Here is a 14,986-nt window from a genome sequence, read left to right as displayed (position 1 = left end):
CTTCGCCTCGGCCCGTCAGGTCTGAAAGATGCGATTCAGCTGCGCGTCGATCGGGGCCCAGTCGGGCACCTCCAGCCTGACGGGGACCGTCATCACCTTGGGGCGCAATTCGGTGGGCAGACGCACGGCGTCCTTTTCGGTCGTGACGACTTGGGCACCCAGTTGCTTGGCCTCGCGCAGCATCCGCGTCATCAGCGTGTCGGTCAGGGGCTGGTGATCGTCCAGCGCGTGAACCGAGCGGAGATCGGCCCCTAGCCCCTTGAGCGTCTGAAAGAACTTTTCGGGATGCCCGATTCCGGCAAAGGCCAGAACCGGCAAACCGTTCAGCGGTAACCCGGTGGGCAGCGCCGCAAGGTGCCCCTTGGCGTGCGGTATCGGGATATTGTCGCCCCATTCTGCCGCAAATCTGTCCTGCGCGCCCTCGGGTCCGATCGACAGCAGCAGATCGGCCCGCGCCAGGCCGGTCGCAACCGGCTCGCGCAAGGGGCCTGCCGGGATCACGCGGCCATTACCAAAGCCTTTATGCGCATCGACCACGACGAGGGACAGGTCATGGGCCAGTGCCGCGTTCTGAAACCCGTCATCGAGGATGATCGCCTCGGCCCCGGCCTCGACCGCGGCCCTGGCCCCGGCGGCGCGATCCTTGGCCACCCATGTCGGCAGAAAGGCGGCCAGCAGCAGCGCCTCGTCGCCGGTTTCATCGGCCGTGTGCGATAGCTCGCGCACCTGCACCGGTCCCTCGAGGTTGCCGCCATAACCGCGCGTGACGGCATGCGCCTTGATCCCGCGGGCCGACAGGCGCATCGCAAGCGCCATCGCCGTGGGGGTCTTGCCCGTGCCGCCCGCGTTGATGTTGCCGACGCAGATCACCGGCACACCGACCCGCGCGCGCGACCCCCGCGCCAGCCTGCGCCGCGTTCCGGCCGCGTAAACCGCCCCCAGCGGCCCCAGCAATGTCGACACCACACCGGGCGCTTGATGCCAGAACAGCGGCGCACGCATCAGTCGGGGCGCTCCTTGCGCTTGTCCAGATGCTCCAGCACCAGATCGACGGCCCGGTCGGTGATCTCGGACCCGGCCGAGACCACCTCCCACGCGGCATGCGCCATCGACGCGGCCCGGTCGGGGTTCAGCAGATCGTTGACCGCAATCGCGAGCTTGTCGGGCCCCGAGATCAGCCAGGCGGCCTTGGCCTCGGTCAGGCGCTGGTAGATATCGACGAAATTCGTGACATAGGGCCCATGCAGGATGGCCGACCCAAGCGCGGCAGGCTCGAACGGATTGTGCCCGCCGATCGGTTCCATCGACCCGCCGACAAAGCTGATCGGGGAAATCCGATACCACAGGCCCAACTCGCCCATCGTGTCGGCCAGATAGACGTTGGCCTCGTCATCGGGCAATTCGTCCGCCGTGCGGCGGTTGAAGCGCCAGCCATCGGCCTGGATCATCTGCGCGATCTCGTCACCCCGTTCGGGGTGGCGCGGCACGATGATCAGCAAAAGGCGCGGGTTGGCCCTCACGGCGATCCGGTGGGCATCCAGCACCATGCGTTCCTCGCCCGCATGGGTCGAGGCGGCCAGCCAGACCGGACGCCCGCCCAGATGCGCGGCGGTGGCGCTGCGCTCGTCCTCGTCACAGGGCAGGGCGGCGGCGCCTTCCTTGAGGGTGCCGGTCACCTCCATCCGCCAATGCGGCAGCCCGAGCCGGCGCAGATACATCTCGCTCAGGTCATCCTGCACCAGCGCGTGATCGAAGCGGCGCAACAGCGATTTGGCCATGCCGCGCAAGAATCGCCACTTGTCATGGCTGGTCTTGGACATGCGTGCGTTGATCATCAGCATCGGAATGCCGCGCGCATGGGTCTCGCAGATCAGCGTGGGCCAAAGCTCGGATTCGGTCCAGACGGCGACATCGGGCCGCCAGTGATCGAGGAACCCGGTCACGAAACGACGCGCATCGAGCGGGATATACTGATGCATCGCCCGTTCCGGCAGGCGTCCGGCCATCACGCCGGCCGAGGTGACCGTGCCGGTGGTCACCAGAACCGACAGGTCGTCGCGGTCCTCCAGCAGGCGCCGGATCAACTCGAGAATGGCCAGCGATTCCCCGACCGAGGCCGCGTGGAACCAGATCAGGGACCCCTCGGGGCGCAGCAGGCGCGGCTCGCCCCGGCGCTCGTTCAGGCGCTCGCGGTCTTCCTTGCCCTCTTCCAGCCGCTCGCGCAGCTTGCGCTCGGCAAAGGGCGCGACGCCACGGCCGGACCATGCCAGATATAGCGCAAGTGCCGGTGACACCCCCATGCGCGCCCTCAGCCGCCCAGTTCCTCGGTCGGCGAGACCTCCTGCTCTTCGTCGCGCAGGCGATGGATATGGGCGATGAAATAGCGCATATGGGCGTTGTCCACGGTGCGCTGTGCTTCGGCCTTCCAAGCGTCATAGGCGCTGGCATAATCGGGGAACATGCCGACGATATGGATGTCGTCGGTATTGGCGAATTCCGTGCGCTGCGGGTCGACCAGTTCTCCGCCGAAAACGAGGTGCAGGCGTTGGGGCATGGCGGGGCCTTTGCTGTGTGTCGTTGATGTCAAGTTTGCCGCACCCTACGCGCGGACTTGTGGGCGTCAAGCAGGCGAAATGCCCGTCAGGCGGTGCGGCGCCGCCCCAGCAGCGCCGCATGCAGGCCGGGTGACGCCGTCAGTACGCCATCGGCCTGGGGGTGGCGCCGGTTGAAACGCAGGTCCCTGCCATGGCCATCCGTGACGATGCCGCCAGATTCCTCTATAAGAATGGCGCCTGCGGCGATGTCCCATTCCCATGTCGGGCGAAACGTGGCCATACCGTCGAAATGTCCCTCGGCCACCAAGGCCATTCGATAGGCCAGCGAGGGGCGGTAGACCCGTTTGACCGGCGGGATGCCGCCGGGCCAATGCGCCTCCTTCATGGTGGGTTTGGTCGCCAGCAATTGCGCGCCGGCCTCGCTGCGTTGCGCCGAGGCGCGAATGGGCTGCCCGTTCAGCGTTGCGCCCAGATCCCGCGCAGCGGCATAGAGTTTGTCCTTCTCCGGCAGGTAAACGACACCGGCGATCACCCGGCCATGTTCGGCCACGGCCAGCGCGTGGGCGTAGCTGTCCTGACCATCGATGAAGGCGCGGGTGCCGTCGATCGGGTCCAGGATGAAGACGCGATCATCGTCCAGCCGCTCGGCATCATCCTCGGTCTCTTCCGACAGCCAGCCGTATCCCGGCCGCGCCGCCAGCAGATCGGTGCGCAGGACACGGTCGATGGCGATATCGGCCTCGGTCACGGGGCTTTCGTCGCCTTTCTGCCAGATCTCGGGATTGGCGCGAAAATGCTGCTGCGCGATCGTGCCGGCGGTGCGGGCCGCCGCGATCAGCAGGTCCAGGTCTTCGGCAGGTGTGGTCTCAGGCACCGGCAAGCGTCATCCCTTCGACCAGCAGCGATGGGACTACGCGGCTGAGATGGGTGCGCGCATCATTGGCGGGCCGGATCGACAGCAGCATGTCGCGCAGATTGCCCGCGATGGTGCATTCGTTGACGGGATAGGCAATTTCGCCCCCCTCGATCCAAAAGCCCGACGCACCGCGTGAATAATCGCCCGTGGTGGCGTTGATCGACGATCCGATCAGCGAAGTCACCAGCAGGCCCGTGCCGATCTCGGCCATCAGATCCTGCAAACTCTGGTCGCCTTGTGTCAGCGCGATGTTGCCAACCGAGGGCGAAGGCGGCCCTCCCGTTCCGCGCGCGGCGTTGCCGGTCGAGGGCAACCCGAGCTTGCGCCCGGTGGCCAGGTCGAGTGTCCATCCCGTCAGCACGCCGTTTTCGACGATGGCACGGCGCGTGGTCGGCAACCCCTCGGCATCGAAGGGGCGCGAGCCGGAGGTGCGGGGGCGATGCGGATCCTCTACAAGATCAAGATCCGTGGGCAGGACCTGCTGTCCAAGCAGATCGCGCGCCCAGCTTGCGCCGCGCACGATGGCGCTGCCATTGGTGGCGGCCAGCAGATGCCCGATCAGACCCGAGGAGATGCGTTCATCGTAGATGACGGGGTAGGCGCCGGTCTTGGGCTGGCGGGCATTGGCGCGCGCCACGGCACGCTCGGCAGCGCGGCGGCCGATCTCTTCGGGCGACAGAAGGTCGGCGGCATGGTTGCGGCCATCGCCGAAATAGTCGCGCTCCATCGACAGCCCCTTGCCGGTGATGGCAACGCAGGACAGACCGAAATCGCTGCGCGCGTAACCACCGGAAAAGCCGTTGGTCGCGGCCAGGTGGATACGGTGGCGCGAATAGCCAGCACTGGCCGATTGCACTTGGCTGACGCCTGAGACCGCCAGTGCGGCGGCTTCGGCGCGCAGCGCGGCCTGTTCCAGCGCGGCCGGGTCGGGGTCGTCATTGGGGTCGAGCATGTCGAGCCCGGCGCCATCGCGCCGCTCGCTCAACTGATCGGCATCGGCCAGACCGACGGTTGCATCCTCCGGTGCAAGGCGGGCCATGGCCACCGCGCGCTCGGCCATTTCGGCCAGGGTCTCGGGGCGGGTATCCGAGGCCGACACCGTCGCCTGCCGGGGCCCGACCGTGACGCGCAGGCCGATCTCGATGCCCTCGGCGCGCTCGGCCTGTTCCAATGCGCCTTTCAGAACGCCGATGGACAGCGACGTGCCGTCGACGACCAGCGCATCGGCGGCCTCGGCCCCGGCCCGTTGCGCGGCCTCGATCATGGCATGGGCAAGCGGGGCAAGTGAGGTTTCGGTCATCGGGCGTCCTTCGCGGGGTGTCATTCGCTACAGGACCTAGGGCCGCGCCCCGGCATGCGCAAGCGGCCAAGCGCGTGGCCGCGACGCGCCGCCCGTGGTCACACCGGGTTATTGCAGCGGAACGCCATTGGCCGTGACGGTCCCGCCCTCGCCGAACGCGATCGTGGTCTCGAGCGTATCGGGGAACGCCCCCGGCCGGCTGAACATGCCCGCGATGCCGCGCGCCATCGCCGCCTGTTCGGCGGGGACAAGACCCGCGGCCACCAGTTGATCCAGCAGGCCATTGCCGCCCGACAGGTTCAACTCGACCGCCCCCACCGGCATCGGAACCTCCTGCCCCTCGGCAAAGGTCATGTCCCCTGTGCCGGTCAATTCGGCCCCACCCAGCGACAGGCGCATGTCGTTCAGCGTCAGGGCGCGCAGTTCGCCCGGCGGCGTCTCCATCGCCATCGCCTCGGGTGCGGTCAGGTCGAGAAACAGGCGCAGTTGCGCCGTCAGGTCCAGCACGACCGAGGCCGGATCGCGCGGGATCTGGCGGGTCGGGTCGAACATGGCCCACATCGCCTCGGCCATGGTGACATCCTCGTAGGCGAGGGTCAGGGCGGCGTCCTGCGGTTGCTCTGAGGCCGAAAGCGGCGCGGTCAGGCTGATCTCGGCCGCCCCGACAGACAGGTCGATGGGGATCGGGATCTCGCTGCCGGAAATCCGGGTCGTCATGTCCCGCGTGGCGATGTCATAGCCAAGCGCGCCCTGGGACAGCGTTGTCGCAAAGCGCCCGCCGCCATTGACATAGCTCATGTCGAATACGCCCGACCCGTCATCGAAGGCGATATCCATCAGAAAACGCGCATAGGCGATGTCGCCGCTGATATCGAACCCTTCGGGCAGCGCGCCGGTCGCCCCGGCCTGTCCCGCCAGGGCCAGCGCGCCCACCGCCCCGTCCGCGGTCGAAGCGATTTCCGCGATGGTAAAGGCCACCTTCAGGCGGCCGTCCAGACCCTCGGGCGGGATGACCTCGAACATGGCCTCGGCCGCGCCCATCGTGCTTTCGCTGGTGAAGCGCTGAGTGGCGGGGTCGGTCCCCTGCTGGTCGTAGCTGCTGATCAGATCGCGGCCCTGCATCGTGAAGGTAATCTCCGGCGGGGAGCTCTCGGCGCTGATCTCGGCGAGGTTCAGCGCGATGGCGTCGGCGCTGTAGTCGTAGCTGCGGCTGTCTTCGTCGCCGCTGGCCACGATGTCCAGCCCGTCATGCGTCAACTCGAAGGTCAGCGTGACCAGCGGCCCGCCATCGTATTCCGGGAAACTGACCGTCGCGGTGTAGGTGTCCGACAGCGTGATCTCGACCTGTCCGTCGGGCATCTCCGTCAGGGTGATCTGCGCGACATGGCCGGTGTTGGTGGTGCCATCCTGTTCGAAGGAGGTGGTGAAATCGGTCAGGACAAGGCCGGTCTCGGTCTCGGTGACCTCGGCGGTCATCTCCTGGCCCGATGCGGCGGCGGTTGCCTGCCAGTCGGCCCACAGATCTGCGGCGCTGACCTGGGCATGGGCGGGGGCGGCCAGTCCGAGGGTGCAAATGAAAAGGCTGCGGGCGATCTGTGGGATATGCGACATGGGCTCCGTCCGACACTGAATACGTGGGATCACGAGGCCCGAGTGTTCGGGCGCGCGGGCGCAGCGTCAAGGCGGGAAAGCCTGACCTTCGATTCTTTGGGCTGGCCGTCCCGCGCCATGGCAGGTAGCCCTTGGGAAAGCGACGCATCCACGCAAGGGGGAGAGGGCGATGAACAACGATCTGACCGGAAAGACCGCCGCCATCACCGGGGCCAGCCGCGGCATCGGCGCGGCCACCGCGCGGGAACTGGCCGCGCGCGGGGCCAACGTGGTGCTGCTGGCCCGTGATCGCGACGCCATCGCCGGGCTGTCCGGCGAGATCGGGGCGCAGTCGCTGGCCGTGCCCTGCGACGTGACCCGCTACTGGGAGGTCGAGTCCGCCCTGTCCGCGGCCCAAAGCGAGTATGGCAGTCTCGATATCCTGATCAACAACGCGGGTGCGATCGAGCCAGTGGCGCATTTGGCCACCGTCGATCCCGACGCTTGGGCCCATGTGATCGACATCAACCTCAAGGGGGTCTTTAACGGCATGCGGGCCGCCTTGCCGCTGATGCTGGATCAGCCCGATGGCGGAACCATCATCACCATCAGTTCGGGGGCCGCGCATAACCCGCTCGAGGGGTGGAGCCATTATTGCAGTTCCAAGGCCGGGGCCGCGATGCTGACCGACTGCCTGCACCTGGAATACGGCGCGCGGGGCATCCGCGCGATGGGCCTGTCGCCCGGCACCGTGGCCACGCAGATGCAAAAGGACATAAAGGCCTCGGGTGTGAACCCCGTCAGCCAGCTGGAATGGTCCGATCACATTCCGCCCGATTGGCCCGCCAAGGCGCTGGCCTGGATGTGTACGCGCGATGCGGACGCGTTTCTTGGGCAGGAGATTTCGCTGCGCGATCAGGATATACGCGCGCGGCTGGGCTTGGTCGCATGATCGACGTCACCCGCGAAGGCGGGCTTTGGACCGTTACCCTGAACCGCGCCGACAAGGCCAATTCGCTGACCTCGGACATGCTGCGCCGTCTGGTCGAGATCACGGCCGAGGCCGCCGCCGACGACGATCTGCGCGCGATGATCCTGACCGGCGCGGGGGACAAGGTGTTCTCCGCCGGTGCCGATCTGGACGAGGCGCGCGCCGGTCTGGCCACCTCGCCCTTGTGGGAGCAGGTCTCGGGCGGCATCGCGGCCCTGCCCTGCCTGACCATCGCGGCACTGAACGGCACGCTGGCGGGCGGAGCCTTTGGCATGGCGCTGGCCTGCGATCTGCGCATCGCCGTGCCGGGGGCGAAATTCTTCTATCCCGTTGCGCGCCTCGGGTTCTTGCCGCAACCATCGGACCCCGGTCGCCTGCGCGATCTTGTCGGGCCGGCGCGGGCCAAGCTGTTGCTCTTGGGCGGTCAGAAACTCGTGTCCGACGAGGCGCTGTCCTTCGGGCTGGTCGACCGGGTGATCCCGCGCGACCGGCTCTTGGCGGCGGCGCACGAGATCGCCGAGGCCGCGCTGCAGGGCAAGCCCGACATCCTGCGCGGCATCAAGGCGATGTGCGACGGGTGACGCCCCTATCGACGTTTCCATCCGCGCCGCGCGCCGGGGGTCTTGGAATGGAAATCGGGCGGGCGTCTGGCCACCCAGCCAATGAATCTCGCAAGGCGGGGGTGGGCCTGCAACGCCTCGATCGTATTGTAATTCCTGGCCAATTCGGCCTCGGACAGGGTGGCGTGGATCTCGTTATGGCAGATCTGGTGCAGCAGGACGGTCGGCCCGCCCTTGCCGCCGCGCAGACGCGGGATCAGGTGGTGCAGGCTTTGCTTGGCCTCGGGCGGAATGGGGCGCTGGCACAGGGGGCAGATCGGGGTGTCGTCCATGACAGCTGAGGATGGCACGGATAGGCCCGAGGGCAAGGTCGTAGCCCTCGACGCGCTGGTCATCGGGGCCGGACCTGCCGGGCTGATGGCAGCCGAGGAACTGGCCCGCGCCGGGCGTGACGTGGTGCTGGCCGAGGCCAAGCCGAGCGCCGGCCGCAAATTCCTGATGGCCGGGAAATCGGGCCTGAACCTGACCAAGGACGCGCCGGTCGACGCCTTTGTTGCGGCCTATGGCGATGCGGCGGACTGGCTGCGGCCGATGCTGGAGGAGATGGGGCCGGAGGCGGTGAAAACTTGGGCCGAGGGGTTGGGCCAGCCCCTGTTCACGGGATCGTCCGGGCGGGTCTTTCCCGAGGCAATGAAGGCCTCCCCGCTGTTGCGGGCGTGGCTGGGGCGTATTCCGGCGACCTTGCGCCTGGGCTGGCGCTGGACTGGATGGCTGGGCGACGCGTGGCGGTTCGAGACGCCGGAGGGGCCATGTTTCCTGGCGCCGCGGGTGGTCGTTCTGGCGTTGGGCGGGGCATCATGGCGGCGGTTGGGGTCGGACGGGGCCTGGGCCGATTGGATGGCCGAACGGGGGATCGAGATCGCGCCGTTCAAGCCCGCGAACATGGGGTTCGTGGTGGAATGGTCGGATCATATGCGCCCGCATTTCGGCGCGCCGGTGAAGGCTATCCGTCTGATTACAGGCGAAAAATCGGTGCGAGGCGAGGCGGTGATCTCGGCCCGCGGGATCGAGGGGGGCGGGGTCTATGCCGTATCCGCTGCGGTGCGGGACGGGGCGGAATTCGCCTTTGACCTGACGCCTGACCTGAGCAAGGGCGAGGTCGCCGCGCGCCTTGCGAAAAAGCCGAGGAAACAGACCTTGTCGCGATACCTTGGCAAGGCACTGGGCCTTGACCCGGTCAAGCGCGCGCTGTTGCAGGAATGGGGCCGCCCCCTTCCGCAGGAGCAGGAATTGGCACGACTTATCAAGCATTTGCCCGTCCGGCACCAAGGGCCGCGCCCGATCGACGAGGCGATTTCGACGGCCGGTGGCATCCGCGAAACGGATGTGGACGACACGCTGATGATGCGCGCCATGCCGGGGGTGTTCGTGGCCGGCGAGATGCTGGATTGGGAGGCCCCGACCGGCGGCTACCTGATCACCGGCTGCCTGGCAACGGGGCGCTGGGCGGGGCTGCACGCGGCGCGCTGGCACGGCTGAACGCCGCAGGCCACACCCCGTACACAGCCTGTACACACCCTGTACATACGCGAGATGCTAGGCTTCGAGCGCGCGTTTGAAGGCGGGGCGGTCGCGCATCATCGCGGCGTGCGCCCGGATGCGCGGATCGGAGACCGGGAATTTCGCGCTGACGGCCCAGCCCATGCAATGGGCAAGCAGAATGTCGGGGAGAGTCATCGTTTCACCCATCAGGAAGGGCCCATCCTCGGCCATGCGATGGGTGAATCCCTCTTGCGAGCGTTCGAATTCCCATTTGAGCGAGTCCTTCACCTCAGGGGTGCGCTTGTCCTCGGGCAGGATGAAGCTGTGGCGCGCGGCGGTCCAGAGGACGGCATCGAACTCGTCATTGATGGCGTGGGTCAGACTATCCTGCCTTGCGCGTTCGATGGTGCCGGCGGGGTGGGTGAACTGCCCGTGCTTGTCGGCGAGATAGGTCATGATCGCCACCGAATCGGTGATCGGGACGCCTTCGGCGATCAGGACGGGGATCTTGCCTGCGGGGCTGAAGCGCGTGACCTCGTCCGAGCGGGGGGCGGCGGGGACATGCTCGTAAGGCAGGCCCATTTCCTCGAGCAGCCAGAGCACGCGCAACGCGCGGCTCTTGACGCTGCCGATCACCTTGTAGTCGTCGGACATGGTCCCCTCCCGTTTTGTCGTTTAGCGCCCGCGGCGGTTGGGCAGCATGGCCAGCCGGATCAGCGCGCGTTCCATCACCGCCATCTGAGGCGCGGCGGTGGAGGAGCGCAAGGTCAGATCGGTGTCCACCAGGAGCGACAGCGCCTGTTCCAGTTGCGGGCGGCTCCAGCGACCCAACTGCCGCATCAGGCGGTCGCGGCGCGGGCCGAACACCGGCGGGCGCTGCGCGGCCAGCCCGGCGGCGGTGCCCTTGGGGTGGCAGGCGGCGGCATGGAGCGTCTTGAAATGCCGCAAGGCCGAAATGCAGAGCGTGACCGGCGCGACGCCCTGTGCATTGAGGCGTTGCAGGATCGGGCCGATGGCGCCGGAATCGGCCTCGGCCGCGGCGTGCAGGATGTCGTCAAGCTCGGCCTCGCGCGAGAGGGGGGCCACGGCCTCGAGATCGGCGGGGGTGACGGGCGCATCGTCGCCCAGTTTGTAGAGGCCCAACTTGTCGATCATCTGCCGGAAATCGCCTGGGGCAAGGCTGCGGGCCAATGCGTCGAGATCATTCGCGGCCTCGCGGTCGACCTGCCCGACGCCGGATGCGCGCAGCATCTCCTCGATCTCGGCACGGCCGGGAGGGTCGTCGTAGATCGCGGCGCAATAGGCGGTTTTCGCGCCTTCGAACAGCTTGCGCAGCGCCGATTTGGCGGTCAGGCGCGCGGCGGTGGCGATGATCTGGGCATCGCCCGGCGCCCAATCGGTCAGCGCATCCTTGAAGACCGGGGCAAGCCCGTCGGTCGCGCCCTCGACCAGCACGGCGCGGGGACCGGGGAAAAACCCCACGGCCTTGACGGCATCGAGCAATGCGGCGTGATCCGAGCGCAGATCGGCGGCGGCGATGCGGGCAAGGCGCATTTCCTCTTCGGCAGTGGGGCCGAGCAGGTTGGCCAGAACCTCTTGCCGCTTCTGGCCGACGCGCACGGGATCGTCGCCGTAGATCAGGCAGCCCGCGGCCGAGGTGTCGGGGCGTTTGAAATAGGCCGTCGCGTCGCGCGCGCCGAGCTTCATGACCAGGCGCCGGCGCCCGAGATCAGGCGCGAGACGATCTGGTCGGCCAAGGCGATCATCAGGCGGGTTTCGGCATCGCGTTCCGCCGCCGAGGTCGAGACCGGCGAGGCGGAGGTCGCATAGGCGGTAAAGGTCGACACCTCGCCCGTCTGCACCTGAACGCCGGTCGCGGTATCGGTCACGCTATAGCTGACCGTGCCATAGATATTGACCCGGTTGATATCCTCGGTGTCCGAAATCGCCAGATCGCTGGTCGAGGTTTCGATCTCGTAGCTCAGGGCATAGGGCGCTGTGGCGACGCGGCCCAGACGATCCTCGAGTTGCGAGACCAACTCGAACTCCAGCCGGGTTTCGGGCGTGGCCAGCGACAGGCGATCGCGGATTTCCAGCCCCGGACCGCCGGGGCCATAGACGGGCGTGAACCCGCAGGCCGCCAGCGGCAGCACACCCAAAAGGGCCAGCAGGCTGCGACGATCACACGACGACATTGACGATCCGACCCGGCACGACGATCACCTTTTTCGGGGCCCCGCCATTCAGGGCCTTTTGCACAGCGTCGTCTGCAAGGGCGATCTTTTCAACCTCTTCCTTGGCCAGATCCTTGGCGACGGTGATTTCCGAACGCCGCTTGCCGTTGATCTGGATCGGCAGGGTGACGGTATCCTCGACCAGCATCGCCTCATCCGCGACGGGCCATGGGGCGTTGGCGATCAGGCCCGCACCGCCCAGCATGGCCCAGATTTCCTCGGACAGGTGCGGGGTCATCGGCGACATGAGTTGCGCGAGCGTTTTCGCTGCGGTCTTGCGTGCCTCGGCCCCGGCCCCGGATTTGGCCAGCGTGTTGGTGAAGGCGTAGAGTTTTGCGATGGCCGCGTTGAAGCCGAAGGATTCGACGCCGTTCGTCACATCCTGGATGGTCTTGTGCATCTCGCGCAGCAGCGCCTCGTCCTCGGCCCCGGCGGGCGTGGTATCGCCCGCGATCTCGCTGGCAAGCCGCCAGACGCGCGACAGGTGCTTGTTTGCGGCTTCGGCCCCGCTGGCCGTCCATTCCACGTCCCGTTCCGGGGGCGAATCGGACAGCACGAACCAGCGCGCCGTGTCGGCCCCGTATTGCGAGATGATGGCGACCGGATCGACGACGTTCTTTTTCGATTTCGACATCTTGGCCGAGGGGATGATTTCGACTTCGGTGCCATCTGATAGCACCGCCTTGCCATCGCGCAATTCCACATCCTCGGGGAAGTGGTAGACGGGGCGGCCGTTTTCATCGCGGGTCTGGTAGATCGCGTGGGTCACCATGCCTTGGGTGAAGAGCGCGTTGAACGGTTCCTTGGATTTTTCGGGCAGGTGGCCGGTGATGTGCATCGCCCGGGCGAAGAAGCGCGAGTAGAGCAGGTGGAGAATCGCATGTTCGATGCCGCCGATATACTGGTCGACATTCATCCAGTACTCGGCCTCGGCCATATCAGTGGGCGTGGCGGCGTGGGGCGCTGTGAAACGGGCGAAGTACCACGACGAATCGACAAACGTGTCCATCGTGTCGGTTTCGCGCTTGGCCGGCGCGCCGCAGGAGGGGCAGGCGCAGTCGCGCCAAGTCGGGTGGCGGTCGAGCGGGTTGCCGGGAATCGACAGGTCGACATCGCGGGGCAGTTCGACGGGCAGGTTTTCTTTTTTCTCGGGGACCACGCCGCAGGTCTCGCAATGCACGACGGGAATCGGGCAGCCCCAGTAGCGTTGACGCGACAGGCCCCAGTCGCGCAGGCGAAACTTGGTCACGCCATGGCCGACGCCCTTCGATTCGCAGAATGCGATGGCGGCGTCGATGGCGGCCTCGCCCGTGGCGTCCTCGTCCCAGTTGAAGGGCAGGGTCCAGCGCACCTTGTCGGATTTGGGCGGCACGAAGGCCTCGCCCCCGTCCTCGGGCAAGGTGTGATCGCCCGCGAGCGGCACGAAGGTCGAGGTGACGGGCAGCCCGTATTTCCGCGCGAAATCGAGGTCGCGCTGGTCATGCGCCGGGCAGCCGAAAATCGCGCCGGTGCCGTAATCCATCAGGATGAAATTGGCGATATAGACCGGCAATTCCCACGAGGTGTCGAACGGGTGGCGGCATGTCAGGCCGGTGTCGAAGCCCAGCTTTTCGGCCTTTTCAAGCGCTTCCTCGGTGGTGCCGCCGCGCCGCGCCTCGGCGCAGAAGGCCGCGACCTTGGGGTCATGGGCTTCAAGCTCCTTGGCGATGGGGTGGTCGGGCGAGATGCCGATGAAGGACGCCCCAAGCAGCGTGTCGGGGCGGGTCGTGTAGACCTCGATCCGGTCATGGCCCTGGGTCGGCTCGGTCAGGCCGAAGGCGAATTCCAGACCGCGCGAACGCCCGATCCAGTTGGCCTGCATCAGTTTGACCTTGGCGGGCCAGTCATCGAGGCCGTCGAGCGCCTCGAGCAATTCCTCGGAAAAATCGCTGATCTTGAAGAACCACTGCGTCAACTCGCGGCGCTCGACCTCGGCCCCCGAGCGCCAGCCCTTGCCGTCGATCACCTGTTCGTTGGCCAGAACGGTCATGTCGACGGGGTCCCAGTTCACGGTGGCGTTCTTGCGGTCGATCAGCCCGGCCTTGAGGAAATCGATGAACAGCGCCTGCTGCTGGCCGTAATACTCGGGGTCGCAGGTGGCGAACTCGCGGCTCCAGTCGATGCTGAGGCCCAGGGGCTTCATCTGGCCGCGCATCGTGTCGATGTTCTGATAGGTCCAGTCGGCGGGGTGGCCGCCATTGTCCATCGCGGCATTCTCGGCGGGCATGCCGAACGCGTCCCAGCCCATCGGGTGCAGCACGTTATGGCCGGTGCTGATCTTGTAGCGCGCGATCACGTCGCCCATCGTGTAGTTGCGCACATGCCCGATATGGATGCGGCCCGACGGGTAGGGGAACATTTCCAGCACGTAATACTTGGGCTTGTCGCCCGAGCGCTGGGCGAGGAACGTCCCGGCCTCGTCCCAGGCTTTCTGCCATTTGGGTTCCAGCGTCGCGGGGTCGTAGCGGGACATTGCGGTCTCCAGTCGGGAAAAACGAAAAACGCCGGGCGATCAGGCCCGGCGCGTGTTTATGCGGCGATTCCCCCGCGGTCCAGAGGCGCAAGACCTCAGAGGCCGCCGTCGCGGATGCGAATCTGCCGCGCGCGGGTGAGAATCGCGTCTTCGATCTGGCGCGCGGTTTCGCGGCTGACCGGGCCGCCGCGCGTTTGCAGGGCGATACGCAGGCTGCGCGCCTCGAGCGCGGGATCGGTGATGTAGACGGTCGCGCGATAGGCGGTGCCGCCGCCGGGCGGCGTGCCATAGCCATAGGCGATGATTCCCGTGAAGGGGTCGGCCGCCTCGATCGGCATGAAATCGAGAATCTCCAGCGACGCCTGCCAGAGATAGCGGTTCACCTCGACCGAGGTGTTCGGGTCGTCGCCGCCGCCGAAAAGATCCCAAAGCGTTTCACGGCTGTCGTCCACGATCAGGCCATCCGCGGCGAGGCTTTCATTCTGTCGCTCGCGATCCGCGCCGGCGCCGGCACAGCCGGACACAAGCAGGGCAAGGCCCATAATGGTGGCCATCTTTCCCAAAGGACGCAGCGGCAGTGTCATCGCGGATCGCCTTACAAGTCTGTTGCAACAATGATTGCGCCCCTTGCTACAGAAGCGCCCCTTTCCCGGCAAGGGCCAAGCCCGACAGCCGCGTTCGCCGAGGTGTGGCATGTCTGCACCACGAGTCCGACAAGATGGCGGGCAGGCGGGGCGCTTTCTTGCAATCAGGGGGGTGTCGGGCGACAGAAGGGCATACTCAATT

15 protein-coding genes are annotated in these 14,986 nt (G+C 66.9%); 3 read left to right on the top strand and 12 right to left on the bottom strand.

What is annotated here, in order from left to right:
- Window positions 1–15 precede the first annotated feature (15 nt).
- The 6 genes from lpxK to ROSELON_RS04040 form a co-directional block, all read right to left on the bottom strand.
- Window positions 16–1,002 carry a tetraacyldisaccharide 4'-kinase gene (gene lpxK / locus ROSELON_RS04065; protein ID WP_025311157.1) on the bottom strand — a complete coding sequence of 329 codons (987 nt, stop codon included), beginning with the start codon at window positions 1,000–1,002 and terminating at the stop codon, window positions 16–18.
- Window positions 1,002–2,300, bottom strand: coding sequence for a 3-deoxy-D-manno-octulosonic acid transferase (locus tag ROSELON_RS04060; RefSeq protein ID WP_025311156.1), 1,299 nt, complete (start codon window positions 2,298–2,300; stop codon window positions 1,002–1,004). Before ROSELON_RS04060 ends, lpxK begins: the two co-directional genes overlap by 1 nt.
- Window positions 2,301–2,308: 8 nt before the next feature.
- On the bottom strand, window positions 2,309–2,554 hold the full coding sequence (locus tag ROSELON_RS04055) for a DUF4170 domain-containing protein (protein ID WP_025311155.1): 246 nt from the start codon (window positions 2,552–2,554) through the stop codon (window positions 2,309–2,311).
- Window positions 2,555–2,640: 86 nt separating this feature from the next.
- Window positions 2,641–3,429, bottom strand: coding sequence for a 3'(2'),5'-bisphosphate nucleotidase CysQ (locus tag ROSELON_RS04050; protein WP_038650900.1), 789 nt, complete (start codon window positions 3,427–3,429; stop codon window positions 2,641–2,643).
- Window positions 3,422–4,771: a TldD/PmbA family protein gene (locus tag ROSELON_RS04045; protein WP_025311153.1), complete on the bottom strand. Its 1,350-nt coding sequence runs from the start codon at window positions 4,769–4,771 to the stop codon at window positions 3,422–3,424. Before ROSELON_RS04045 ends, ROSELON_RS04050 begins: the two co-directional genes overlap by 8 nt.
- A 108-nt stretch (window positions 4,772–4,879) precedes the next feature.
- Window positions 4,880–6,382 (bottom strand): DUF2125 domain-containing protein, encoded by a 1,503-nt coding sequence (locus tag ROSELON_RS04040; RefSeq protein WP_025311152.1) that lies wholly within the window; start codon window positions 6,380–6,382, stop codon window positions 4,880–4,882.
- A gap of 169 nt (window positions 6,383–6,551) precedes the next feature.
- On the opposite strand from ROSELON_RS04040, the gene ROSELON_RS04035 reads away from it, so the two are divergent.
- Complete coding sequence (locus tag ROSELON_RS04035) at window positions 6,552–7,313, top strand: SDR family oxidoreductase (protein ID WP_025311151.1); 762 nt, start codon at window positions 6,552–6,554, stop codon at window positions 7,311–7,313.
- Window positions 7,310–7,933, top strand: coding sequence for an enoyl-CoA hydratase/isomerase family protein (locus ROSELON_RS04030; RefSeq protein WP_025311150.1), 624 nt, complete (start codon window positions 7,310–7,312; stop codon window positions 7,931–7,933). Before ROSELON_RS04035 ends, ROSELON_RS04030 begins: the two co-directional genes overlap by 4 nt.
- Window positions 7,934–7,938: 5 nt before the next feature.
- Here ROSELON_RS04030 and ROSELON_RS04025 read toward each other — a convergent pair whose 3' ends face one another.
- Window positions 7,939–8,244: an HNH endonuclease family protein gene (locus tag ROSELON_RS04025; RefSeq protein WP_025311149.1), complete on the bottom strand. Its 306-nt coding sequence runs from the start codon at window positions 8,242–8,244 to the stop codon at window positions 7,939–7,941.
- On the opposite strand from ROSELON_RS04025, the gene ROSELON_RS04020 reads away from it, so the two are divergent.
- Window positions 8,243–9,451: a TIGR03862 family flavoprotein gene (locus tag ROSELON_RS04020; protein ID WP_025311148.1), complete on the top strand. Its 1,209-nt coding sequence runs from the start codon at window positions 8,243–8,245 to the stop codon at window positions 9,449–9,451. The two genes, ROSELON_RS04025 and ROSELON_RS04020, sit on opposite strands and share 2 nt — an antisense overlap.
- Window positions 9,452–9,508: 57 nt before the next feature.
- On the opposite strand, the gene ROSELON_RS04015 is transcribed toward ROSELON_RS04020, so the two are convergent.
- The 5 genes from ROSELON_RS04015 to ROSELON_RS03995 all read right to left on the bottom strand — a co-directional run bounded on the left by ROSELON_RS04015 (window position 9,509) and on the right by ROSELON_RS03995 (window position 14,784).
- Window positions 9,509–10,108 carry a glutathione S-transferase family protein gene (locus tag ROSELON_RS04015; protein ID WP_025311147.1) on the bottom strand — a complete coding sequence of 200 codons (600 nt, stop codon included), beginning with the start codon at window positions 10,106–10,108 and terminating at the stop codon, window positions 9,509–9,511.
- Window positions 10,109–10,129: 21 nt separating this feature from the next.
- The gene (gene holA / locus ROSELON_RS04010) at window positions 10,130–11,161 is read right to left on the bottom strand and encodes a DNA polymerase III subunit delta (RefSeq protein ID WP_025311146.1); all 1,032 of its coding nucleotides are present in this window, start codon (window positions 11,159–11,161) and stop codon (window positions 10,130–10,132) included.
- A complete protein-coding gene (lptE, locus tag ROSELON_RS04005; protein WP_025311145.1) occupies window positions 11,158–11,649 on the bottom strand; it encodes an LPS assembly lipoprotein LptE in 492 nt (163 codons plus the stop codon). The genes holA and lptE overlap by 4 nt, the downstream gene beginning before the upstream one ends.
- On the bottom strand, window positions 11,636–14,200 hold the full coding sequence (gene leuS, locus ROSELON_RS04000) for a leucine--tRNA ligase (RefSeq protein ID WP_025311144.1): 2,565 nt from the start codon (window positions 14,198–14,200) through the stop codon (window positions 11,636–11,638). The genes lptE and leuS overlap by 14 nt, the downstream gene beginning before the upstream one ends.
- A gap of 95 nt (window positions 14,201–14,295) precedes the next feature.
- A complete protein-coding gene (locus tag ROSELON_RS03995; RefSeq protein ID WP_038650153.1) occupies window positions 14,296–14,784 on the bottom strand; it encodes a DUF3576 domain-containing protein in 489 nt (162 codons plus the stop codon).
- Between the last annotated feature and the right edge of the window lie 202 nt (window positions 14,785–14,986).

Origin of the sequence: Roseibacterium elongatum DSM 19469, assembly GCF_000590925.1 — a bacterium.
Taxonomy (GTDB): Bacteria; Pseudomonadota; Alphaproteobacteria; order Rhodobacterales; family Rhodobacteraceae; genus Roseibacterium; species Roseibacterium elongatum.
The sequence above is the reverse complement of the archived record's forward strand: the minus strand, read 5'-3'. Positions and strand labels throughout refer to the sequence as shown.